Here is a 21436-nt window from a genome sequence, read left to right as displayed (position 1 = left end):
GTGTCCTTTCTCGACTCTCAACGGGGGTCTGGGGGATGGGGAGGTGCGCGTCAAGGGGTGTAAAGGGGCTGGGGACGCTCGCACGAACTGGCCAGCGTCACGGGCCGGCCCCGCTGGGCGGAGTTCTCCACCGAGCAGAGCGCCTCGAGTACGTGGAAGGCGAAGGCGGGGCCCGCACGGTGCGGGCCGCCCTCGACGGCGTTGGCCAGGTCGCGGACGCCGAGCCCGCGGCGGGCCTGCTCGCGGGTGCCGACGGCGCCGAAGAGTTCGAGGGCCGGTTCCAGGACCGTCCAGTCCCCATCACCGTGCCGTCGCACCCGCACGTCACCGTCGAAGTGGTTCGGGTTGGCCAGCGAGAGGGTGCCCTCGCTGCCGTAGATCTCGATGAACGGCAGCTCGCTGTCCCACACGTCGAAACTCATCTGGGCCGTGGCGATGACGCCGGAGGCGAAGGTGAACACGGCTCCGGTGTGGGTGTCCACCGTGACCTCGATGGTGTCGACGGTCCGTTCGGGCGCGGTGACCGTGCGCTCGGGGGTGCCGATGCGGCCGGCCGCGGAGATGGACGAGATGGGGCCCAGGCAGTTGACGAGGATGGCCAGGTAGTACGGGCCCATGTCCATCACGGGACCGCCGCCCTGCTGGAACAGGAACGTCGGGTTCGGGTGCCAGGTCTCGGCCTTGCTGTGCCCGATGAAGGCGGAGGCGCCGATCGGTGTGCCGATCAGTCCGGAGTCGATCGCCTTGCGTGCGGTCTGGCCCGCGCTGCCGAGGAAGGTGTCCGGCGCCGAGCCGAGGACACGTCCGGAGCGGGCGGCTGCCGCGAGCACCGCTTCACCGTCGCTGACCGTCGTGGCCAAGGGCTTCTCGACGTAGACGTGCTTACCCGCCTCCAGGGCGGTGATGATCGTGCGGGCGTGGTGGACCGGCGGCGTCAGGTTGATGACGATGTCCACCGAGTCGTCGGCGTACAGCTCCGTGTCGTCGCCCCAGGCCGGTATGGCGTGGTCGGCGGCCGCCTGCTTCGCCCGGGCCACATCGATGTCGCCCACACGCACGATCTCCAGCTCCGGGTAGCGGGCGAGACCGGTGACGTACCGGCCGAAGATGTTGCCGCTGCCCAGGATGCCGATGCGATGCGTCTGTTTGGCCATGGCGGTCGTTCCTTTCCCAAGGGTGGTGCAGGGGAATGTTCAGGTATGCGAGCGATCGACAACCTTGCGTTGGTTCGCCGTTTTCTCGCCGGTTGGCGAGTATTCAAGGGCCCGGGCGGCGGGGGAGCGAGACGAGCGGTCCGCTCAGCAGAACGTGGGCCGACTTGTTTTCTGCCGACTTCCAGGTGCGCCGGGTGGCGCTACGACTGGAATAAGGGCAGGTCAAAGCGGTGTGCGCGGGTGACGTGCGGGTGCGGCCGCGGCGTAGCGGCGGCAGGACGCATCTCCTCGAGCGGTCCGCCGCCATTGACTTCAGGTACTGGGGTTGCTACCGGACGGCCCTCTTCTGGCGGGTGAGTGAGACGTGATCGCGCTTCCCCTCACCTTCCTTTAGTTCGGCTACCTCGAACAAGAGGGAGTTCTTAATTTTTCGCGCAAACTAAAACCAAACCAAAGAGAGGCTGGTCCCTGGTGATCCACGGCGGCTAGTCTCGGGAGATGCGTGAAGGTGACGGTCAATCCGCCGACCGGGCCCCGCTGCCCGTGGTTTCCGTCGGACTGCGCAGGGTGCTGGACCTCGTGTTGGCCGGTGAGGCGACGAACCGGGCCGAAATCGCGAGGCGTAGTGGTCAGGCCAGGTCCACCGTCGGCCAACAGGTCGACCAACTCCTCGGCCGCGACATCCTGCAGGAGCTCGAGTCCAACGAATCGGTGCGCGGGCGGCCCCCACGACAGCTGACCCTCAGCCCGCGCGCGGGAACCGTCGCCGTCGCCGACGTCGACACCCTGGAGACCCGGATCGCGCTCGCCGACCTCGGCGGGGATCTCATCGCGCGGGACACCGTGCCCCTGCGGATCGACGCGGGGCCGGAGGTGGTGTTGGAAACGGTGAGCGACCGGCTGTTCGCCCTGCTGGAACGGTCCGGGCGCGACCCGCGTCGGGTCCGTCAGGTGGTGATGGCACTGCCCGCGCCGGTGGACCACCGGCGCGGCCGCCCGGTCCGGCCCAACGGCATGCCCGGCTGGGACAATTTCCCGGTCGCGGAGCGGCTCCGTGCCCGGTTCGACGCCCCCGCCCGGGTCGACAACGACGCGAACCTCATGGCCCTCGGTGAGGCCCGCCACGCCCAGGAGGACACCCCGCTGCTCTGCATCAAGATCGCCGCCGGAATCGGGGCCGGACTCATCACCGGGAGCGGCCGGATCTACCGAGGTGCGGACGGGGCGGCCGGGGACGTCGGCCACATTCAATCCCGCGGCGGAGGAGACGTCCTGTGCTCCTGCGGCAACGTCGGCTGTGTGGGCGCCCTCGCCTCCCACCGTGCCGTACTGCGGACGCTGGGCGTCCCCGAGTCGACCGAGGCCGACCCGCTGCACGGAGTCCACGAGCTCGCGAAGTGCGTCGCGAACAACGACCCGCCCGCCGTCCGGGCCCTGCGGCAGGCGGCCACCGAGATCGGCGAACTCGCCGCCATGCTCGTCTACGTGTTCAACCCCCGCACCCTCGTCCTCGGCGGCCCGCTCAGCGAACTGCGCGACGACCTGCTCTCCGGGGTGCGCGCCGTGGTGTACCAGCGCGCCCTGCCGCTGGCCACCCGCAAGCTGACGATCACCACCACGCAGCTCGGCCCCGACTCCGCCCTGCACGGCGCCGTCGCCCTCGCCACCCGGGACATCTTCAGCGAACGGGGGATAGCCCGCCTGCTCGTCGACTGAGCACTACCGCGCGGTGCGGTATGCCTCGACGGCCGAAAGACGGGCGGTGACTGCCTCCGAGGCGCTCCGCAGGGCCGCGAGGGTGCGGGGGACGTTGGCGTGCGCCGTGGTGGCGACGACCGACAGCGCGCCCAGGTAGGCGACGTCCCGCGGTCCGCGGATGGGCACGGCCACGGCGAAGTAGCCGAGCCGGTGTTCCTCGACCTCGGTGGCGTAGCCCTGCTCCCGGATGCGCACGAGTTCGCGTGGGAGCCGGTCGGCGGTGAGGGTGTGGGCGGTCATCCGGCGCATACGGGGGGCCAGTTGCGCCAGCGGGTACTGGTCGGGCAGCAGGGCCAGGGTCAGCTTTCCCGGGGCCGTGCTGTGCAGTTGCAGGAGCCGCCCGCCGAACGGCGCGCCGGCTCGGTTGCGATGCCGGCCCGCGTTGTCGACGCACAGCAGGTCGGAGCCCTTCGGGACGGACAGCGAGACCGGGCTGTCGAGGGCCTGCGCCAGGTTCTCCAGGACCGGCCGCGCGGCCTGGCGCAGGGTGCGCGGCCGGGAAGCGCGCAGGCCGATCGCGTACAGCTGGAGGCCGAGCCGGTAGTCCGAGCCGTCCCGCTCCAGCAGCTCGCAGGCGACGAGGTCCTGGCACAGCCGGTGGACCGTGGCCTTGGCCACCCCCGTGCGCGCCGTCAGCTCGGTGAGGCTGAGGGCGAGGTCGCTGTCGCCGAAGGCCGACAGGATGAGCCCGACCTTGCCGAGTACGGACCTGGGGGGTGTGCTGTGCCCAGGGGGCCGCCCGTCCGGCCGGGCCTCCTCGCCATGGCCACGAGGTACCGCTGCAGCCGTCACGACATGCCCTCCTCGCCCGCCGATGTGCCTTGTCGAGGCCACCATTAGTTCTGAGGATGGACAATATAGAGAGTTTGGCCTGAGAGGAACGCCGGGACGGTCACATTTCGGCGCGGGCCGCCAGATCGAGCGCCACGTCCGTGATCATGTCCTCCTGGCCGCCGACCATGCCTCGACGGCCGACCTCGACCAGGATCGTGCGCGTGTCCAGCCCATAGCGGGCCGCCGCCGCCTCCGCGTGGCGCAGAAAGCTGGAGTACACCCCCGCGTAGCCGAGGCTGAGGGTCTCCCGGTCTCCGACAGCCGGAGCACCTTGATCATGAGATCGGTGCCGATGTTGCCCGAGCCGATGACGGCGACCTTCGTACGGGCACTGCTCACGGCCGCTCTCCTTCCGTGGCTTCTTCCGCGGCTTTTGTGGCTTCCGTCGCGAACTCGACGGACACGCGGCCCAGCCGGCTGATCCGGGCCTCGAACCGGTCCCCGGGCGACGCGACGGCCATCGGGCCGAGCGCCCCCGTCAGCACGACATCGCCCGCGCGCAGCGGATCGCCCATGGCGGCCAGCGTCGAGGCGAGCCACACGGCGGCGTTGAGCGGGCCACCGAGGCAGTCGGCGCCGGTGCCCTCGGAGACCGGTTCGCCGCCGCGCGTCATGGTCATCCGGACGCCGTGCAGATCGAGGCCGGACAGCGGCACCGGCGTACCGCCGAGGACGAACAGGCCGCTGGAAGCGTTGTCCGCCACCGTGTCGACGATGGTGATGTCCCAGTCGGCGTTGCGGCTGTCCACGATCTCCAGCGCGGGCAGCGCGAACTCGGTGGCGCGCAGCACGTCGGCGACCGTGCAGTCCCGGTGGGGCAGGCCGGCGCCCAGCACGAGCGCCACCTCCGCCTCGACCTTGGGCTGGATGAGCCGGCCGGCGGCGACCGACCCGCCCTCGGGGAGGGCCATGTCGGCGAAGAGCGTGCCGAAGTCCGGCTGCCCCACCCCCAGCTGGGCTTGGACCGCGGGGGAGGTCAGCCCGATCTTGCGGCCGACGATGCGCCGCCCCCCGGCCACCGCGTGTTCGACGTTCACGCGCTGCACCGCGTACGCGGTGTCCAGGTCACCGTCGGCCAGCAGGGAGCGGACCGGCGGACAGGCGACGCCGGTGCGCTCGGCCTCGCGGAGCGACTCGGCCGCCTTGGCCACGTCCGGGGCGTTCACCGGCCATTCACCAGAGCCGTGTCGACGCCCAGCGGGCCGAGGGAGGCGGCGCCACCGGGGCTGCCCAGCGGGGCGTCCCGGCCGGGCAGGACCTCCTCGAAGAACCGCCGGTTGTCCGCGCGGTGATCCGGATCCGCCTTCCGGTCCACGGTGATCGCCTGCTCGGGGCAGGCGACCTCGCAGGCGCCGCAGTCGATGCACTCCACCGGGTTGATGTAGAGCTTGCGCTCGCCCTCGTAGATGCAGTCGACCGGACACTCTTCCATGCAGGACCGGTCCATGATGTCGACGCAGGACGCGCCGATGACGTAGGCCATGTCAGTTCTCCTTCTCGGTGGAATGCCCGGGGAACAACGCCGCCTCCGGGTCGATGACCGTGGCGGCGTTGTTGACGGCCGTGGCGGCCTCGCCGAAGCCGACGGAGATCAGGCGCACCTTGCCCGGGTAGTCGGTGATGTCGCCGGCCGCGAAGACGCGGGGGAGGTTGGTGGCCATCCGGGTGTCCACGGCGATCCGCCGCGCCTCGAGGGTGAGGCCCCAGTGCCGCAGCGGGCCGAGGTCGGCGACGAAGCCGAGCGCCGCCACCACGGTCTGCGCGGGGAGGCGCCTGGTGTCCTTGGTGACGCGGTGGCGGATCTCGACCTCCGCCAGCCGCGCGGTCCCGGACAGGCCGCTCACCTCGCAGTCGGTGAGGAGTTCGATGCCGAGCGCCCGGACCTTCTCCACCGACGCGCGGTGGGCGCGGAACCGGGCGGTGCGGTGCACCAGCCGGACCGAGCGCGCGACGGGGGCCAGCAGGGCGGCCCAGTCGAAGGCGCTGTCGCCACCGCCGACGACCACGACGTCATGGCCGGCGTGGGCGGCGGGGTCGGGTACGAAGTACACCTGGCCGCGGCCGAGGAAGTCCTCCCCGGCCGGGAGCGCCCGCGGAGTGAAGGTCCCCACCCCTCCGGTGATCACGACCGCCCCGGCCCGTACGGCCGTACCCCGGTCGCTGCGGACCACGGGCAGGCCGTCACCGTCGTACGAAAGATCCACCGCGCGGTGGCCGAGGAGATAGCGGGTGCCGTGCACATCCGCCTGCGCGACCAGGCTGTCGACCAGGTCGCGACCGCGTACGGAGGCGAACCCGGCGATGTCGAAAATGGGCTTCTCCGGGTACATCGCGCTGATCTGCCCGCCCCGCTGGGGGAGTACATCCATCACGGCGACGCTCAGGCCACGGAAGCCCGCACAGTAGGCGCCGTACAGGCCCGACGGGCCGGCGCCGATGATCAGGATGTCCGTCTCGATCACCGCCGCATCCTCCGCGGCGACCGGCTCATCGTTAAGAACGTTCATGGTCGAGGAGCGTAGGTACGCCCAGGTCACGGTCCAACGGAACCGGTCCGCCTGGCGGGACACCGCGCCCGGAACGGTACGGCACGCGGGTGGCGGCCCCAGGATCCGGTGTGCCTGCGCCGACGCCCCCACACGCGTGAGAACGGTGGAACCAAGGCTCTCGCAGCCTTCGTTCCACCGCTCTCACGCCGGACGAACCGGACTCTCACACGGCCCGGGTCACCTCCACCGTCCCCGTGACACACTCCGAGCCGTCGGCCTTGAGGACGCGCACGTCGAGACGGACCCGCGGGCCCTCGACCGCCGTGACCGTCGCGGCCCAGGTCAGCTGCTCGTCCGCCACCGCCGTGGCGACATTGCGCCACGCCACCGACTCCAGCCGGGCGTCTGGCCCCGCCCACTCCAGGGCGTGGCGGCTGAGCATCTCGCCATGCAGCGTGGACTGCACGACCACATCGGGGAACCCCTCCGACGCGGCGAACTCCGCGTCGTAGTGGATGCGGTGTGCGTTCCACGACACCGCACTGAACCGGAACAACTGCACCCTGGAGTGGGTGTAGCCACGCCGCGGACACTCTTCGCCGACAGCGAGCGCCGTCATCGGTCACCTCTGGGGGCTCTCGGGGAGTCCAGCACCACGATCGTCTCGTCCACGGCCGCCAGCTCGCTCCCGTCGTGGGACAGGAACCGGGTCTGGACGCCCAGCAGGACGAACTCACCCGACCGTCCGCGCTTGCGCCGCGCGGAGACGACGGCACGGCTCGCCGTGACCCGGGCGCCGGCGACCGGGGACCGGACCAGGCGCACCGACTGGCCGCCGTGCACCTGACGCACCGGAAGGCCCTGGGTGCACGGCGACTCACGCCGCGCGAGACCGTCCGGCCGCAGCTCCTGCTCCGGCGGACCGTCCTCCCAGCTCATGGTCGCCGCGAGGAACAGGGCAGGGGCCTCGACGGCCCGGCCGGCCGCTTCCAGCGCGCGGGCCCGGCGGATGTATGCGCCGTCGTTGAGGGCGGCCGCGTAACGGCAGAAGTCCTTGACCGTCGGCGCGCCGCAGTCCTCGTCCTGCCACTCGTCCAGCAGACCGCGCGCCCGTGACAGCACCTCGTCCAGAGCCGTCATGGTGTCTTCTTGTTCGCTCACAGCGCCGCCCTCAGCGCGCGGCTGATGCCGAGCCCCGCCGTACGCAGGGCGCTGGCATGGGCGACCGCGTCCACGCGGTAGGTCGGCGCCGTGATCGACAGGGCCCCGGCGAGGGTGTCCCGCCTGGCGAACACCGGCACCGCCATGCTCATATAGCCGAGCCGGATCTCCTCCGCCTCCGTGGCGATGCCCTGCTCGCGGACGCGCTCCAACTGGCTGCGCAGCCTGCCCGGCGAAGTGATGGTGTGGCGGGTGAACGGCTTGAGGCCGTTTCTGACCACCTCGCCGAACAGGCTGCCGGGGGAGTGGGCGAGGATCGCCTTGCCCGTGGCCGTGCAGTACAGCGGAAGCCGCCCCGCCACCCGCGACTCCTCGCTCAGTCCCCGGTGGGGCAGGATCTTCTCCAGGTACACCACATCCAGCCCGTCGTGGATGGCGAAATGGATGGTCTCCCGCGTGGCCAGCAGCAGATCCTCCATATACGGCTGGGCCACCTCCCGCAGGATGCGCTGCCGGTGCACCAACTGGCCGATCTCGAACAGGCGTAGTCCGAGGCGGTAGTTGCAGCCCGCCCGTTCCAGGAGCCCCCATTCGACCAGCTCCTGGGAGAGCCGGTGCACGGTCGCCTTCGCCACGCCCGAACGGCGCACCAGGTCGGCGAGCGAGAGCGAGTCGTCGTCGGCGGTGAATGCCTCCAGGATGGACCGGACCTTGCCGAGGACGGAGTTCATCGGATCGGGACAGGAACGGATGGCGCGGTCGATGGGGACTACGGTCATGGCAGGCACCTCACGATCAAGCGGCCGAGGATGCGGCGAGGAACGCCAGGCTGAGCGGGTTGTACAGATCGGCCTTCTCGTGCTGCGGCCAGTGGCCGCATTCGTTGAAGACCTCCAGCCGTGCCCCGGGGATGGCGGCCGTGATGGCCTCGGCCTCCGGCACGGCGCCGAACGGGTTCTTGTTGCCCCAGACCACCAGCGTCGGCGCCTTGATCCGGGCCATGCGGTCGGGCCGCAGCAGGTTGCGCTCGCGTGCCTCCGTCTCCTGCAGCGCCAGCAGGTTGTGCAGGTTCTGCTGGAAGTCGGGGTGGTGGTAGATGTCATAGCGGACCTGGGTCAGCTCCTCGCCCAGGTCCTCGTCCCACTCGGCCCACAGCAGCCGCAGACGGTCCCGGGTGTAGGAGATGTCCTCGTTGAGGGCCGCGTTGCGCGTGGACTTCTTCAGCCGCTCCATCACCTCCGGATTGATCTTCGTCCCGCCCATGCACAGCAGTTGGAGGGAGGCCACCCGGTCCGGGTACTCGCTCGCGGCCCACGATGCCACCCAGCCGCCCAGCGACTCGCCGACCAGATGGGCGCGCTCGGCGCCCACCGCGTCCAGGTACGCCATCAGGTGGTCGACATACGCGGGGATCTCGCCCGGGCGGTCGGGCTTGCCCGTGTAGCCGTGGCCGAGCATGTCGATGGCGTGGCAGCGGTAGCGCTCGGCGTGTGCCGGGATGTTCCGTACGAACGCCTCCAGGTGGCCGGTCGTGCCGTGCAGGAACACCACGTGCTCGCCGTCCGCGGGGCCCGCCTGCAGGGCTCGGGTCGTGATGTCACCGGTGGCGACGTAGGCGTGACGGTAATCGACGCCCGCCAGTTCGGTCCAGATGCTCATGACTGCCTTTCCTTGGTCTGCGCGACGGTCTGCGTGACGGTCTGCGCGAGGGGCTGGGCGGGGGTTCGTGCGGGGTCGAGCACGGCAACCCCCATACCGGTGAGCCACTCGGGCATCGATTCGTAGCCGAGACGCCGGCCCGGGACGTGATCGAGCAGCGCCGCCATCAGCAACCAGGTGCGCAGCTCCTGGGCGCCGTTGCCGGCCACCCGCTCCAGTTCCTCGGTGGTGTACTCGGTGAGCTGGTGGGCCTGTCCCTGTTCGAGCCAGGACAGGAACTTCTGGTCGAACTCGGGGTTGATCGCCGCTTCGGCGGCCCGGATGATCTCGCGGCGCCGGACGTCGTAGTCCTGCCAGTTGTCCCGGCCGTTCAGCCAGGCGCCGACCATGAACTCCTCGTCCTCGCCGTTCGGGGAGCGCCAGTCCGGCCAGGGCAGCCGGTGGGACAGCCCGCCGGAGCCGATGACCGCCACCCGGCGGTCGCCGGGGAACGCCAGGACCGCTTCCCGGATCGCCCGGCCGAGCCGCTCACAGCGGTCGAGGGTGGGCAGCGGAGGCGCGAAGACGTTGACGACGAGGGGTACGAGCTCGACGTCGAGCCCGTCGAGCAGGTACTGGATGGCGTGCGACTGGCCGTGGTCGATCTGGAGCCGGGCGGAGAACGCCACGTCGAAGCCGGACTGTTCCACCAGGGAGCCCGCGAGGTGCAGGGCCAGTGACCGGTCCACCGGCTGCGGGCCCTTCGGGGTGCCGGACTCCCCGCTGGCGACGCACTCGTCCACCCCGATGGTGAAGCTCGGAATCAGGTCGAGCCAGAACCCCCGGAAGTGGTTGGAGCCGATGAGGATCACCGTGTCGGGACGCGCCGCGGCCAGCGCGTCGCGCGCCGCGCCGAGCGCGTCCCGGAACCGCTCGGCGCGGTCCTTGTGGTACGTCTCCTCCCAGTGGGTGTTCATCAGCGTGCTGTGCGACGCCCCGACTCCCAGGACTATCTCGGTCATGCCGCTGCTCCTTCCACCTCGGCGCGGGACCGGGTGACGGTGTCGACAGCCGTGCGGATCAAATGGTGTGTCAGCTTCTCCATGGCCCGCAGCGACACCGTGTTCATGCCGCGGGCGAAGTCGATCTCGAAGGGCGCCTCGGCCACCTTGGGCATGCCGACCCGCACCGTGGGGATGCCGCGGCCGCGCAGGATGTTGGCATCGGTGGCGCCGCTGTTTCCGGCGATCACCTCGTGCTCACGCCCCTCCAGGGCCTCCCAGGCGGCCGTGGCGCTGCGGTTGATCCACGACTCGCGCGGAGTGCGGGTGCCGGGGATCGCCAGCACCATCTCCGCCCGGACGTCGAGCCCGGGCGAGGCGGCCCGCAGAGCGGCCAACGCGTCCGCGAACTCCCGCTTGGCCTGCATCGGTGTCGTGTCCGGACTGATCCGCAGGTCCACCATGAGGGTGCACACGGCGGGGGTGACCGCCGCCATGCGCGGCCAGCCGCCGCGGATCGAGGCCACGATGCCCTGGGGTGCCACCGTGCCCGAGGTGTGCCGTTCGGCGTACTTCTCGAACCACTCCTCCAGGTAGCGGGTGACCTCCCCGGCGCGGGCGATGGCGTTGTCGTACGGGAGCCGGTGGCGGGAACCGGCGTAGGTGTGCGTGCCGTGGACCGTCACCTCGAACCAGACCAGTCCGACCTCGTCCCACGAGACCGTCCAGCCGGGCTTGGCGATGACCGCGTAGTCGGTCCACACGCCCTGTTCCAGCAGGAACGAGCATCCGGCGCCCTGGCCGGTGTTGCGGCGTGCCCCCACGGGCCGGGCGTTGGTGGGCATGCCGCCCGCGCCGAACGCTGCGACCAGGTCACCGGTGAGCGGGATGCCGGCCCGGGCGATGGCTTCCGTGGCCATCATCACGCAGGCGGCGTGCCCCTTGGGGTTGGAAGCGCCGAGCCCGGTGACCAGGTCGCCGTGGACGATGGTCGCGGGCCGCATGTCGTCCCGCAGAGCGGGGCCGATCCACGGCAGGTCCTCGCTCTCCTCGCCCACGGTCAGGGTGTCGATGGGGGCGTAGAGCATGAGGTCGGGGCCGGTGCCGTCGCCGGTCAGCCGCGCCCAGGCGTTGGCCTGGCGGTCGTCGAGGGGCTGGATGGCCGCGTGGCAGCCGGCGTGGCGGAGGGTGTCGGCGATGTGTGTGGCGAGCGGGCCCTCGTCCCCGGTGGGGCTGGGGATGTTCACCAGGCCCGTGATCAGCTCGCGGAGCCGGTCCGCGCTGACATTGCGGATGGCACCGGTGGCCCAGGAACGCCGCCGCTCGTCCAGTCCTGCCAGTGGGTCGGCGGTCACTGGTGGATCCTGTGGACCTGGGTCATGGTGGTCCGCGCGATGCGCTTCTTGGCCAGCGGGAGCCCGATAGCGATCGCGGCGCCCACCAGCAGGGTCATCAGGGTACGGAACATGTCACGCCTTCTCTTCGTGTCCAGGGGCGGCGCCGACCGCGGCAAGCTTCTTGCCGTACTCCTCCTCGCTGAGGTTCCGCCAGGCGGTGAGGGAGACGTCGGGCCGGTAGAGCTTCTCCGGCGGTGCGTCGGTGACGTCGACCATCCATGCGTCCTGGCCGGAGAACTGGCCGTGGAACAGCCAGCGGATCGCCCCGAGGTACTTGGCGTAGAAACGCAGGGTGTCCCAGCCCTCGGCGAAGTTGACCATCACGCCGACGTAGCGGTGGTTGTCCTCGTCGACCGGGACGTAGAACTCGTAGTGGATGAATTTGGGGTAGGCGATGCGCAGGACACCGGGCATCGACAGGGAGGCGAAGCCGGGGAAGTCCTGGGCCTCGATCGTCGGGTCGACGTGGTCGGCCTTGCCGGTGTTGCCGAGGTTGAAGGTCTCCTTCGGCGGCTGCATCTTCCACCAGCGCTTGTTCGTCCAGCGGCCCACCCCCGGGAACTCGGCCTCCCAGTGGACCTCGTCCTGGACCCGGTAGATCCAGCGGCCGCGCGGCACGATCCGGGTGATGTTCCAGGTCGGCATGGGCTTGAACAGCCGCCAGAGGGCCGTGCGGTGCAGATACTTGGCGTGGCCCTCGTCGAAGCCGTTCTCGCAGGCGAACCGCCAGTTGCCGCCGCGCGGCTCGATCCGTCCGCCCATCACGAACGGATTCTCGACGAGCTCCTCCGGAAGCTGGGAGTCGATCGGGTGCGGCTTCTCGTCGGCGATCGGGATGTACACCCACACCATGCCGAGGCGCTCCTCGACCGGGTAGGTGCGCACGCCCAGCTTGCCGGTCAGCCGGCACCCGGGACCGTCCGTGATGACCGCGGACAGCTGCCCGGTGGGCAGGTCGAAGGTCCAGCCGTGATACGGGCAGCTGACCGTACCGGGGAACTGCTGGTTGCCCTCCGACAGCGGCACGCCGCGGTGCGGGCAGCGGTTGTGCAGGGCGTACGCCGTGCCGTTGTCGCGGATCAGCGCGATCCGCTCGCCGCAGATGGTGAAGGGCAGCGGTTTGCCCGTGATCTGGCTGGACCAGGTGACCGGGTACCAGTAGCCGCGGAAGCCCGCGGCCGCACCGTCGTAGTGGGGCCAGGACGTCCAGTCCTGTCGGCCGGGTTCTGCTGCTTTTCTGCGGCGGCTCCGGACGGGGGTGGCCGTGTCGGGTGAGTCCTCGACCGTCATCGTGGGTGTCCTCCTGCTGCCGGTGTTCGGTGGACCCGAGCATCCGGCCCGGGCCGGATCCCGCCCAAGGGATCCGGTCCGCTGAGCAGACCGCGCTCTCCCCGGTGGACGGTGTGGACGGTGGCCCGGGCGGCGCGTCCCGCTGAGCGGACCCGGCCCGGTGCGCACGCCGCGGGGTGCGATCTATGGTGCGCGGGCTACGGTGCGGCGGGGTCCGCACCTCTGAGGGAACAAGGCCGCGGCGGAACAAACCGTGGCGGAACAAGGCCGTGAGCCCGGAGATACGGAGCGAAAACGTGAGTCAGCCGACGTCACAGTCCCTGGTGCTGGAGGAGTTCGGCTCCCTGCCGCGGCTCGTCGAGCGGCCGGTGCCCGAGCCACGTCCCGGCCACACCCTGGTGCGGATGAAAGCGGCCGCCGTAAGCCACCTCGATCTGAACGTCGTCGACGGAAAGTTCGGCATCCTCCCCGACCTGCCGGCGATTCCCGGCACCGAGGGCAGCGGCATCGTCATCGCGTCCGACACCCACCCCGAGGGAAGCCTCGTCCGGCTCCGCGGCAAGGCACTCGGACTGCGCCGGGACGGCACCTGGAGCGAACACGCGCTGGTCCCGGACGCCGCGGTGGAGGCCGTGCCGGAGGGCACGGACCCCGCCCTGGCCTGCTGCTACTTCTCCCCGGCGGGGACGGCCTGGGCCTCGGTGCACGCGGTGGCGGACGTCCGGCGCGGGGAGCGGGTGCTGGTGACAGGGGCGGCCGGTGCGGTAGGGGCGCTCACCGTCCAGGTCGCGGCCCGGGCCGGAGCCGAGGTCATCGGCGTGGTGGGCCGTCCCGGCAAGCTGCCGCACGTCCCGGCCCCCGCCACGGCACTGCTCGCCGCCGACCTGTCACCCGAAGCGGTCGGAGGCCAGGTGGACGTCCTCATCGACACCGTGGGCGGACCGGTTCTGCGCGACGCCCTGCCCCTGGTGCGCCCCCGCGGCCGTACCGCCCTCGTCGGCTACACCGCCGGCCGTGACTTCACCGTGGACCTGGCGGACTTCCTCCTCGCTGACGTGGAACTGCGGCCCGTGAACCTGATGTCCCGAGGCCAGGAGGTCGCCGCCGACGCCCAGCGCCTGCTGCGCGACCTGACCGCAGGCGACCTGAGCCTGCCCATCGAGCGCCACCGCATCGACGGCCTGGCCGAGGCCGTGGCCCGTCTGCGGTCCGGCGAGGCGGTCGGCAAGGTGGTCATCGAGCTTCCCTGACCGATCTCCCAGGACCGGGGCCGGTCAGCCCATCAGGACCACTGCCCTGCCCCGGCAGCACTCCACGTCACCCTCACCACCCTGCCCACCGCGCCCGACGAGATCCAGGGTGACCCGCCCCGTGGCCGGATCGACGGCGCTGACCGTGCCGCTCACCACGAGCCGCTCCCCGGCGTGGGCCGGCGCCCGGTTCTGCCAGCCGATCTCCAGGACCCGGCCCCCGGAGCCCGCGAACCTCACAGCGACACGGTGGAGGAGACAGCCGTGCAGCTGCGCCATGACGACCGGGCCGGCCAGGCCCTCGGAACGCGCGAACTCGGTGTCGTAATGGATGCGATGGGCATTGCGGGTGACCGCCCCGAAACGCAGCAGGGTGACGGCGTCCGGGGCGAACTCCACCGGCGGTACGGGCGCTCCCGTGTACACCTTCATCGGACGATGAACCTCTCCCGCACCTCGACGAGCGTGCCCCGCTCCGCCGCGTACGTCTTCTCGACGGTCAGCAGCAGGAACGGGGTTCCGCTGCCCTTGCGCGCGACGTCCGTGAGGACGCGGCGGACCTCGATCCGGTCGCCGACCCTCACCTCGCCGGTGAACCGGACCTCCTGGCCGCCCGCCATGAGCCGTACGGCCAGACCGTCGGTGCCCGGGACCTCGTCGCGGTACATACCGTCCGGCCGGAACTCGCCTTGGTCCACGCCTCCCGCACCGCGCAGCAGGCTCACCACATACATCGGGTGGACGGTGAAGTCGGGGCGCCCGGGGTCGATCAGGTGCGAGCTGGTCTCGCCGGCGGAGCGCGCGAACTCCGCCGCGTCCTCGGCCCGTACGACTCCCAGGTCCCGGTGTTCCGGCCGGCCGATCACCGACCTGGCCCGTTGCTCGGCCACTTCCCACGCGGACATGTGCTGCCTTTCTGTGGACACGACGGGCCGGGAGGCTAACCACCGCCCGGCGGCCCTCACCACGGGACCGGCCCGCTCAGCGGACCGGCCCGCTCAGCGGACCGGTCCGCTTGGGCGGAGATCCGCGGCCCCACACCATCGGGGGATGGACCTGATGAACATCCAGAAGCCGCCTCAGGGCGCCTACGCGGAAGCGGACGGCGTCAAGTACCACTACATCGAACTGGGCGCGGGCAACCCGACGATCTTCCTGCACGGCGGGGGCCCGGGGTGTACGGGCTGGTCCGACTTCGGACAGGTGGCGCCGCTGTTCGCCGCGGACCGCCACTGCTATCTCGTCGACATCCTGCAGTACGGCAAGTCCGCCAAGCCCGTCATCGAAGGCCCCATGTGGGACTACCACGCCGCCAAGACGGTCGCCCTGCTCGACACCCTGGGCATCGAGCGCGCCGACTTCGTGTGCAACTCCTGGGGTGGCACGATCGCCCTGAACCTGGCCGCGAAGTACCCCGAGCGGGTCCGGTCGCTGGTGATCACGGGCAGCATGCCCGTGTTCTACGGCCCGCTGGCCCCGCTGCCGGAGGGCGGCCGACGTGGCCGCAACGCCCGTGACGTGTACTACGGCGGCACCGGCCCGTCCTGGCAGAAGATGCGGGAACTGATCGCCCGCCTCGAGTGGTACGACCCCGACGCCGTCCCCGACGCGACCGTCACCCTGCGCCACGAGCAGAGCCTCGACCCCGAGGAGACCGCCCTCGCGGGCGCCTCCGACAACCCCCGGGGCGACTGGCAGGACCTCACCGCGGAACTCGGCGCCATCCAGGCCCCCACCCTCTTCGTCTGGGGCATGCACGACGCGTTCCTCACCCCGGACTACCCGCTGATGCTCGCCCGCATGATCCCCAAGGGCAATCTGCATGTGATGGACCACGTCTCCCACCACCCCCAGGAGGAGCGGCCGCACCACTACTACAGCGCGGTCACCGGCTTTCTGAACCAGCACCACGAGTGAGATTCCGCGGAGGAGATGTGAGCACCCCGGACATACGGGTCGTCGAGCTGTCCAGCCCCTTCACACGGTTCGCGGGCCGGCTCCTGGTCGGCCTCGGGCACGAGGTCGTGCTGGTCGAGCCCGAGGAGGGCGACGCGAGCCGACGCGAACTGAACGGCGACGCGTTCGTGCACTGGCACGCGGGCAAACGGTCCGTCACCCCCGAGTCCCCGGGGGAACTGCGCCGCCTGCTGGAGGGAGCCGACATCCTCCTCGACGGGACACCCGATGGCGCGGGCGAAGCCGTGACGGGGCTCGACCACCTCGTCCACGTCCGCGTCACCCCCTTCGGGACCGTGGGCCCCCGCAGCCACTGGCAGGGCACCGACCTGGTGGTCGCCGCGCTCGGCGGCATGCTCGCGCAGGTCGGCGACCCGGACGGCCCGCCCCTGCGCCTTCCGGAGAACCAGGCGGAACAGCTCGCCGGTGTGCACGCGGCCATCGCCGCACTGCTCGGACTGCGGGCCCGGCGCGAGGGTCCGGGTCAGCTCGCCGACGTGTCCGCGCAGGCGTGCGTGGCCGCCGCCCTGGAGGCCGGCACGCTCGCCTATCTGCACGAGGACCGGGTCCCGCCGCGGCCCGGCCGGGTGCACCCGCTGGTGCCGCACGGACTGTTCCGGGCCGCCGACGGCTATCTGGGCGGCGGACTCGGTGGCAGCCCTCGCATGTGGGACGCGCTGCTCGACTGGCTGCGCGAGGAGGGCGCCGAGGCCGATCTCGCCGAGCCGCGCTGGCAGGACCCGGTGGAGCGCAAGAAACACCAGGAGCATGTCTTCAAGGTCGTGCAGGACTTCGTGGGCCGGTGGCCGAAGGCCCGCTTCGCCGAACTCGCCCAGGCCAGGAAGTTGCCCTGGGCGGCCGTCGACCTGCCGCAGGAGATGACGGACAATCCGCAGCTGGCCGCCCGCGACTTCTTCACCCGGGTCGCGGGACGCACCGACCTCGGCTTCCCTTTCGCGTTTCCGGAGGGCCACCGGATCAAGGAGCTGGACCTCCCGGACCGGGGCGCGGACCAGCGGCTGCTGCACGAGCGCCGACCGACCCCGCGAGTGCCGGTGGCACCGGAACCCGCGCGGCCCGCCCTGCACGGCGTCCGCGTCCTGGACCTGACCTGGGTGCTCGCCGGGCCCTACGCCACCAAAGTGCTCGCCGACCACGGCGCCGACGTCATCAAGGTCGAGTCCATGGGCCGTCCCGACCCCACCCGGTTCGCGCCCTTCATGCACCTGTCCCGCGGACCGCACACCGACCCCGACACCAACGGCTACTTCAACGAGGTCAACCGCAACAAGCGCAGCCTGGCCCTCGACACCCGCACCGAGGACGGCATCGCCGTGCTGCGCGCGCTCATCGCCTCCTGCGACGTCCTGGTGGAGAACTTCAGCGCCACCGTCATGACCAAGCTCGGTCTGGGCTACGACACCCTCCGGGAGATCAACCCCCGCCTGGTGTACGTCAGCATGTCCGGCATGGGACACACCGGCCCGCGCAGTGGCTGGGTGTCCTACGCGGACACCGTGTCGGCCAGCTCGGGGCTCACGGGGCTGACCGGATGGGGCCCGGACGACGTGGTCGGCGTGATCTACGGTCACGGAGACATCGTCGCCGGCCTGCAAGCCGCGCTCGCCACCGTCGCCGCCCTGGAACACCGGGAGGAGACCGGGCGCGGACAGCACATCGACCTGTCCCAGCTCGAGGCGATCGCCTCCCACATGGGGACCAGCCTGCTCAACCCCCTCGAGCCCGCCGGGAACACCCACCCCCACTGGAGTCCGCAGGGCGTGTACCGCTGCCTCGGCGCCGACCGGTGGCTGGCCGTCAGCGTCCGCGACGACACCGAGTGGGCGGCGCTGTACACGGTGATCGGGCGCCCCGACCTCGCCACTGACGAACGCACCCGTACGGCGGGGGAGCGCAGCCGCCACACCGGCCTGGTCGACGACGCCCTCGCCGCCTGGGCCAGGTCCCAGCCGGCCGACGCCGCCGCCGAACTCCTCCAGGAGAAGGGGATACCGGCGGGTGCGGTGCAGGACGGCCGCGACCTCGTCGAGCACGATCCGCAGCTGCGGGCCAGGGGCTTCTACGTACGCGTGGAACACCCGGCCGCCGGCGCCTTTCTGCACGAAGGGCCGCCCGTCCGCCTCACCCGCACACACGGCTCCATCCGGAAGGCGGCACCCGTGCTCGGCGCCGACACCGACGACATCCTGCGCGAAGTCGCGGGCCTGCCACCGGAGCGGATCCGCGAGCTGCGCGAGCGCGGGGTGCTGCGGTGAACACCCTGACCATCCCCGGGCTGCTCCAGGCCGCGGCCCGGGACCACGGGGACCGGCCCTTTCTGCGGGTCGGAAACGTGGCCCGTACCTACCGGCAGACGCGCGAGGCCGCCGCCACCATGGCGGGGGCCCTCGCGGCCCACGGCTGCCGGCCGGGCGACCGCATCGCGGCGATGACGGGCAACCGGATCGAGCTCGTCGACCTGTTTCTCGGCACCGCCTGGCTCGGCGCCGAGCTGGTCCCCCTGAACACGGGGCTGCGCGGCCGCGGGCTACGACACGTCCTGGACCAGGCCCGCCCCACCCATCTGCTCGCGGAGGACGAGACGGCCGAGCGACTGTCGGCGGCCGGATTCCGGGGGACGCTGTGGCGCGCGGGAGCTGACGAGGCTCCGAGACCGGGTCACGGCCCGGCCCTGCCGCCGGCCCCCGTGCGCCCCGAGGACACCGCGTGCGTCCTGTTCACCTCCGGCACCACCGGAACCTCACGCGGGGTCCGCTGCCCCCACGCCCAGTTCGTCTGGTGGGGGCGCAATGTCTCCGACGCGCTGCGCCTCACCGCGGGCGACACCCTCTACACCTGCCTCCCGCTGTTCCACACCAACGCCCTGGGCGCGCTGGCGCAGGCGATGACCGTGGGGGCCGGGTACGCGCTCGCCCCGCGCTTCTCGGCCTCCCGGTACTGGACCGAGGCGGCCGGGGCCGGGGCGACCGTCGTCTATCTGCTGGGCGCTATGGTGCCGATGCTGCTGGCCCAGCCTCCGGGCGCCCACGACCGTGCGCACCGAACCATGCGAGGTCTCTCCCCGGCGACACCGGCCCACGCCTGGGAGCCGTTCCGCGAGCGGTTCGGCGTCACCCTGATCGACGGGTTCGGCTCCACCGAGACCAACCTCGTCATCGGCGCGACCCCCGAGGAACAGCGGCCCGGCTGGATCGGCACCCTGCGCGAGGGCTTCGACGCCCGTGTCGTCGATGAACGGCTCATCCCCGTCCCCGACGGCACCCCGGGAGAGCTGCTGGTGCGCAGCCACCGGCCGTACGCCTTCGCCACCGGCTACCTGGGCGAGCCGGCCGAGCCCGTGGACGCGTGGCGGCACACGGGAGACCGGGTGGTCCGCGCACCCGACGGCTGGTTCCGGTTCGTCGACCGCATCAAGGACGTCATCCGCCGCCGCGGCGAGAACATCTCCTCCTGCGAGGTGGAGACGGTTGTCCGCGGGCATCCGGAGGTCGCCGACGCGGCGGTCTTCCCCGTGCCGTCGGAGCTGGCGGAGGACGAGGTCATGGCCGCGGTGGTGCCCCGCGCGGGCGGCGCGTTCGCCCCGGCCGACCTGATACGCCACTGCGAGCGCGAACTGCCCCCGTTCGCCGTTCCCCGCTATGTGGACAGCCTGCGCGAGCTGCCGCTCACCGAGACCGGCAAGGTGCGCAAGGCGGTGCTGCGGGCGCGGGGCGTCACGGACGCGACCTGGGACCGCCTCACCCCCGAGGCCGGTCCGCCCACCGGGCGATGACCTCGGCGAACTCGCCGGGCAACTGCTCGGGCACCGGGACGTGTCCGCCGGGCAGGACCGCGGTCTCGCAGCCGAGCGCCGCGCCGAACTTCTCCAGCGACGGCAGGGAGTAGTGGTCGTCCGGCGCGCAGACGGCGAGGACCGGGGCCGAGACAAGCGCCAGCCGCTCCTCCATCCGGTACCGGTACACCGCCTTGTGCCCCTCCTCCACCCGGTCGAGCACCGTCAACGCGTCAATCACATAGCGCGTCAGCGCGGCCTCCTCGCCCACCTGGTAGAAGCCGCGGCGACGGTTCCACAACTCCACCAGATGCGAGCCGTCCGGCTTCGGGTCCACGTGGTCGATCGGCGGGCGCCCGGCAACCGCCGCGCGCTTGGCCTCGTCGACGAAGGACGTGGCGGAGAGCAGCAGACTGCTGATCCGGTCCCGCAGCCGGGCGGCCACCTCCACGGCCACCACACCGCCAGTGTGGTGGCCGACCAGATGAAACGCCCCCAGCCCCAGCGCGTCCGCGAGCGCCTCCACCCCGTCGGCGAACCGCTCGATCGAATGCGGCCCCTCCGGCTTGGCCGAGGCGCCGAACCCCAGGGTGTCCATGGCGATCGCCCGGTGCGCCCGTCCCACCAGCGGCAGCACCTCGGCGAACTCCGTCCAGGAACGCGGCGTCTGGTGGAGCATCAGGACCGGCTCACCGGCCCCGCACTCGACGTAGTGCAACTGTCCGAAGGAGCTGGGCGCGTAGCCGCGTCGCATCGTGTTCGCCATGGCTGTGACTGCCTTCCGGTCGGTGGCGGGACACCCGCACACTCTCGTCGCCACCGGCCGCCCGGACCAGGCGGACGGTCCGCTGTCCGGACCGGCCACCTCACTCACCTGGACCGGCCTGGACACCATCGACGGCGCCGGGGGGCGGGGACTGAAGTGATTCCGTTTATTTCTGTCAATGCGTCTTCTGGATTTCGCGCCGAATCGCTAAAATCTCGGCATGTCGAATCCACATTCCGCCGCCGACCCCAGAGAACAGGACATCCACGCGGGTCAGGCATCGTACACCAAAGGGCTGCTCACTATATACGACTTCATGGTGTTAGGTCTGAGCTGCCGCTTCGCCTGGGGCTGTAGCAAGACGGAAATCATGCGCAACTATCAGGGCGCCCTGGGCGCCCGCCATCTGGAGATCGGTGCGGGGACCGGGTATTTCCCGGCCAAGGCGCGGTTTCCGGTGGCCCGCCCGGAAATCACGCTACTGGATCTCAACCCGAAGACGCTGGAATACGCCAGCCGACGACTGGCTCGGCTGCGTCCGCGAACCGTCCAGGCCAACGCGCTTGACCAGCTCTCTTCCTGGCAGGGGGTGCCCGCGGGCGGCTTTGACTCCGTGGCACTGAATCTGCTGCTGCACTGCATTCCCGGCACCATCGCCGAAAAGGCGGACAAGGTCTTCACGAACGTGGCGACTGCCGGCCGGTCGGGGGCCCGGGTGGCGGGCAGCACCGTTCTGGCAAAGGGAGTTCCAGTGTCCCGCGCGGCCCGTTCGCTGATCCGCGATTACAACAAGCGGGGCTCCTTTCATAACGCCGACGACAGTCTCGACGATCTGAAACTCATGCTCGACAAGCATTTCGCCGAGCATCAGCTCACTGTGCGCGGCTGTACGGCGCTGTTCTCCGCGGTCGTACCCTGAGAAAAACAACGGGCAAAGGGGGGCGGGGCG

Annotated in this window: 22 protein-coding genes and 1 pseudogene; 7 read left to right on the top strand and 16 right to left on the bottom strand. The window is 71.2% G+C overall.

The annotated features are described in order from the left end of the window. Positions 1-50 precede the first annotated feature (50 nt). Positions 51-1154: a Gfo/Idh/MocA family protein gene (locus ACWY4P_RS01820; RefSeq protein ID WP_456208308.1), complete on the bottom strand. Its 1104-nt coding sequence runs from the start codon at positions 1152-1154 to the stop codon at positions 51-53. Between the two features lie 498 nt (positions 1155-1652). Here ACWY4P_RS01820 and ACWY4P_RS01815 point away from each other — a divergent pair, with 498 nt between their 5' ends. Continuing rightward, positions 1653-2870 carry an ROK family protein gene (locus ACWY4P_RS01815; RefSeq protein ID WP_456208307.1) on the top strand — a complete coding sequence of 406 codons (1218 nt, stop codon included), beginning with the start codon at positions 1653-1655 and terminating at the stop codon, positions 2868-2870. 3 nt (positions 2871-2873) lie between these two features. Here ACWY4P_RS01815 and ACWY4P_RS01810 read toward each other — a convergent pair whose 3' ends face one another. The 12 genes and pseudogenes from ACWY4P_RS01810 to ACWY4P_RS01755 all read right to left on the bottom strand — a co-directional run bounded on the left by ACWY4P_RS01810 (position 2874) and on the right by ACWY4P_RS01755 (position 12722). Then, positions 2874-3704: an IclR family transcriptional regulator gene (locus ACWY4P_RS01810; protein WP_456208306.1), complete on the bottom strand. Its 831-nt coding sequence runs from the start codon at positions 3702-3704 to the stop codon at positions 2874-2876. Positions 3705-3804: 100 nt separating this feature from the next. Further along, positions 3805-3999, bottom strand: a pseudogene (locus ACWY4P_RS01805) (4-hydroxy-2-oxovalerate aldolase); the annotation flags it as partial. An 82-nt stretch (positions 4000-4081) separates the two neighbouring features. Beyond that, positions 4082-4912, bottom strand: a complete 831-nt coding sequence (mhpD, locus tag ACWY4P_RS01800; protein ID WP_456208305.1) for a 2-keto-4-pentenoate hydratase — start codon at positions 4910-4912, stop codon at positions 4082-4084. After that, positions 4909-5229 (bottom strand): indolepyruvate ferredoxin oxidoreductase subunit alpha, encoded by a 321-nt coding sequence (locus ACWY4P_RS01795; protein WP_456208304.1) that lies wholly within the window; start codon positions 5227-5229, stop codon positions 4909-4911. Before ACWY4P_RS01795 ends, mhpD begins: the two co-directional genes overlap by 4 nt. Before the next feature lies 1 nt (position 5230). Then, the gene (locus tag ACWY4P_RS01790; RefSeq protein WP_456208303.1) at positions 5231-6253 is read right to left on the bottom strand and encodes an NAD(P)/FAD-dependent oxidoreductase; all 1023 of its coding nucleotides are present in this window, start codon (positions 6251-6253) and stop codon (positions 5231-5233) included. A gap of 205 nt (positions 6254-6458) precedes the next feature. After that, positions 6459-6854, bottom strand: coding sequence for an acyl dehydratase (locus ACWY4P_RS01785; RefSeq protein WP_456208302.1), 396 nt, complete (start codon positions 6852-6854; stop codon positions 6459-6461). Then, positions 6851-7375 (bottom strand): FAS1-like dehydratase domain-containing protein, encoded by a 525-nt coding sequence (locus tag ACWY4P_RS01780; protein ID WP_456208301.1) that lies wholly within the window; start codon positions 7373-7375, stop codon positions 6851-6853. The genes ACWY4P_RS01785 and ACWY4P_RS01780 overlap by 4 nt, the downstream gene beginning before the upstream one ends. Before the next feature lie 17 nt (positions 7376-7392). Next, a complete protein-coding gene (locus ACWY4P_RS01775; RefSeq protein ID WP_456208300.1) occupies positions 7393-8175 on the bottom strand; it encodes an IclR family transcriptional regulator in 783 nt (260 codons plus the stop codon). 16 nt (positions 8176-8191) lie between these two features. Continuing rightward, positions 8192-9055, bottom strand: a complete 864-nt coding sequence (locus ACWY4P_RS01770) for an alpha/beta fold hydrolase (protein WP_456208299.1) — start codon at positions 9053-9055, stop codon at positions 8192-8194. Next, on the bottom strand, positions 9052-10056 hold the full coding sequence (locus ACWY4P_RS01765) for a DODA-type extradiol aromatic ring-opening family dioxygenase (RefSeq protein WP_456208298.1): 1005 nt from the start codon (positions 10054-10056) through the stop codon (positions 9052-9054). The genes ACWY4P_RS01770 and ACWY4P_RS01765 overlap by 4 nt, the downstream gene beginning before the upstream one ends. Beyond that, complete coding sequence (locus ACWY4P_RS01760) at positions 10053-11390, bottom strand: M20 family metallopeptidase (protein WP_456208297.1); 1338 nt, start codon at positions 11388-11390, stop codon at positions 10053-10055. Before ACWY4P_RS01760 ends, ACWY4P_RS01765 begins: the two co-directional genes overlap by 4 nt. Before the next feature lie 114 nt (positions 11391-11504). Further along, positions 11505-12722, bottom strand: a complete 1218-nt coding sequence (locus ACWY4P_RS01755; RefSeq protein ID WP_456208296.1) for a Rieske 2Fe-2S domain-containing protein — start codon at positions 12720-12722, stop codon at positions 11505-11507. Between the two features lie 296 nt (positions 12723-13018). On the opposite strand from ACWY4P_RS01755, the gene ACWY4P_RS01750 reads away from it, so the two are divergent. Beyond that, the gene (locus ACWY4P_RS01750; protein WP_456208295.1) at positions 13019-13972 is read left to right on the top strand and encodes a quinone oxidoreductase family protein; all 954 of its coding nucleotides are present in this window, start codon (positions 13019-13021) and stop codon (positions 13970-13972) included. Between the two features lie 24 nt (positions 13973-13996). Here ACWY4P_RS01750 and ACWY4P_RS01745 read toward each other — a convergent pair whose 3' ends face one another. After that, positions 13997-14404, bottom strand: a complete 408-nt coding sequence (locus ACWY4P_RS01745) for an acyl dehydratase (protein WP_456208294.1) — start codon at positions 14402-14404, stop codon at positions 13997-13999. Continuing rightward, positions 14401-14877, bottom strand: a complete 477-nt coding sequence (locus ACWY4P_RS01740) for an FAS1-like dehydratase domain-containing protein (RefSeq protein WP_456208293.1) — start codon at positions 14875-14877, stop codon at positions 14401-14403. The genes ACWY4P_RS01745 and ACWY4P_RS01740 overlap by 4 nt, the downstream gene beginning before the upstream one ends. Positions 14878-15022: 145 nt before the next feature. Between ACWY4P_RS01740 and ACWY4P_RS01735 the strand changes: the two genes are divergently transcribed. From ACWY4P_RS01735 to ACWY4P_RS01725, 3 genes are read left to right on the top strand one after another with little or no spacing between them, the layout of a single operon-like run. Continuing rightward, positions 15023-15889: an alpha/beta fold hydrolase gene (locus ACWY4P_RS01735; RefSeq protein WP_456208292.1), complete on the top strand. Its 867-nt coding sequence runs from the start codon at positions 15023-15025 to the stop codon at positions 15887-15889. A 17-nt stretch (positions 15890-15906) separates the two neighbouring features. Then, positions 15907-18204 (top strand): CoA transferase, encoded by a 2298-nt coding sequence (locus ACWY4P_RS01730; RefSeq protein WP_456208291.1) that lies wholly within the window; start codon positions 15907-15909, stop codon positions 18202-18204. Further along, a complete protein-coding gene (locus ACWY4P_RS01725) occupies positions 18201-19721 on the top strand; it encodes an AMP-binding protein (RefSeq protein ID WP_456208290.1) in 1521 nt (506 codons plus the stop codon). Before ACWY4P_RS01730 ends, ACWY4P_RS01725 begins: the two co-directional genes overlap by 4 nt. On the opposite strand, the gene ACWY4P_RS01720 is transcribed toward ACWY4P_RS01725, so the two are convergent. Beyond that, entirely contained in the window at positions 19687-20487 is an 801-nt protein-coding gene (locus ACWY4P_RS01720) for an alpha/beta fold hydrolase (RefSeq protein ID WP_456208289.1), read from the bottom strand. The genes ACWY4P_RS01725 and ACWY4P_RS01720 overlap by 35 nt on opposite strands. Between ACWY4P_RS01720 and ACWY4P_RS01715 the strand changes: the two genes are divergently transcribed. Together ACWY4P_RS01715 and ACWY4P_RS01710 are read left to right on the top strand one after the other, a co-directional pair. Then, a complete protein-coding gene (locus tag ACWY4P_RS01715; protein WP_456208288.1) occupies positions 20486-20647 on the top strand; it encodes a hypothetical protein in 162 nt (53 codons plus the stop codon). The two genes, ACWY4P_RS01720 and ACWY4P_RS01715, sit on opposite strands and share 2 nt — an antisense overlap. Before the next feature lie 60 nt (positions 20648-20707). Continuing rightward, positions 20708-21406, top strand: a complete 699-nt coding sequence (locus ACWY4P_RS01710; RefSeq protein ID WP_456208287.1) for a class I SAM-dependent methyltransferase — start codon at positions 20708-20710, stop codon at positions 21404-21406. Positions 21407-21436 lie beyond the last annotated feature (30 nt).

The organism is Streptomyces sp. LZ34, from assembly GCF_053890475.1.
This window is presented reverse-complemented; position numbering and strand designations above follow the sequence as displayed.

What these genes read in the sequence shown, in the direction of transcription:
- ACWY4P_RS01820 (WP_456208308.1), bottom strand. Translation starts at nt 1,154, where the DNA reads ATGGCCAAACAGACGCATCGCATCGGCATCCTGGGCAGCGGCAACATC.
- ACWY4P_RS01815 (WP_456208307.1), top strand. Translation starts at nt 1,653, where the DNA reads ATGCGTGAAGGTGACGGTCAATCCGCCGACCGGGCCCCGCTGCCCGTG.
- ACWY4P_RS01795 (WP_456208304.1), bottom strand. Translation starts at nt 5,229, where the DNA reads ATGGCCTACGTCATCGGCGCGTCCTGCGTCGACATCATGGACCGGTCC.
- ACWY4P_RS01790 (WP_456208303.1), bottom strand. Translation starts at nt 6,253, where the DNA reads ATGAACGTTCTTAACGATGAGCCGGTCGCCGCGGAGGATGCGGCGGTG.
- ACWY4P_RS01785 (WP_456208302.1), bottom strand. Translation starts at nt 6,854, where the DNA reads ATGACGGCGCTCGCTGTCGGCGAAGAGTGTCCGCGGCGTGGCTACACC.
- ACWY4P_RS01780 (WP_456208301.1), bottom strand. Translation starts at nt 7,375, where the DNA reads ATGACGGCTCTGGACGAGGTGCTGTCACGGGCGCGCGGTCTGCTGGAC.
- ACWY4P_RS01775 (WP_456208300.1), bottom strand. Translation starts at nt 8,175, where the DNA reads ATGACCGTAGTCCCCATCGACCGCGCCATCCGTTCCTGTCCCGATCCG.
- ACWY4P_RS01770 (WP_456208299.1), bottom strand. Translation starts at nt 9,055, where the DNA reads ATGAGCATCTGGACCGAACTGGCGGGCGTCGATTACCGTCACGCCTAC.
- ACWY4P_RS01765 (WP_456208298.1), bottom strand. Translation starts at nt 10,056, where the DNA reads ATGACCGAGATAGTCCTGGGAGTCGGGGCGTCGCACAGCACGCTGATG.
- ACWY4P_RS01755 (WP_456208296.1), bottom strand. Translation starts at nt 12,722, where the DNA reads ATGACGGTCGAGGACTCACCCGACACGGCCACCCCCGTCCGGAGCCGC.
- ACWY4P_RS01745 (WP_456208294.1), bottom strand. Translation starts at nt 14,404, where the DNA reads ATGAAGGTGTACACGGGAGCGCCCGTACCGCCGGTGGAGTTCGCCCCG.
- ACWY4P_RS01740 (WP_456208293.1), bottom strand. Translation starts at nt 14,877, where the DNA reads ATGTCCGCGTGGGAAGTGGCCGAGCAACGGGCCAGGTCGGTGATCGGC.
- ACWY4P_RS01735 (WP_456208292.1), top strand. Translation starts at nt 15,023, where the DNA reads ATGGACCTGATGAACATCCAGAAGCCGCCTCAGGGCGCCTACGCGGAA.
- ACWY4P_RS01715 (WP_456208288.1), top strand. Translation starts at nt 20,486, where the DNA reads ATGGCTGTGACTGCCTTCCGGTCGGTGGCGGGACACCCGCACACTCTC.
- ACWY4P_RS01720 (WP_456208289.1), bottom strand. Translation starts at nt 20,487, where the DNA reads ATGGCGAACACGATGCGACGCGGCTACGCGCCCAGCTCCTTCGGACAG.
- ACWY4P_RS01710 (WP_456208287.1), top strand. Translation starts at nt 20,708, where the DNA reads ATGTCGAATCCACATTCCGCCGCCGACCCCAGAGAACAGGACATCCAC.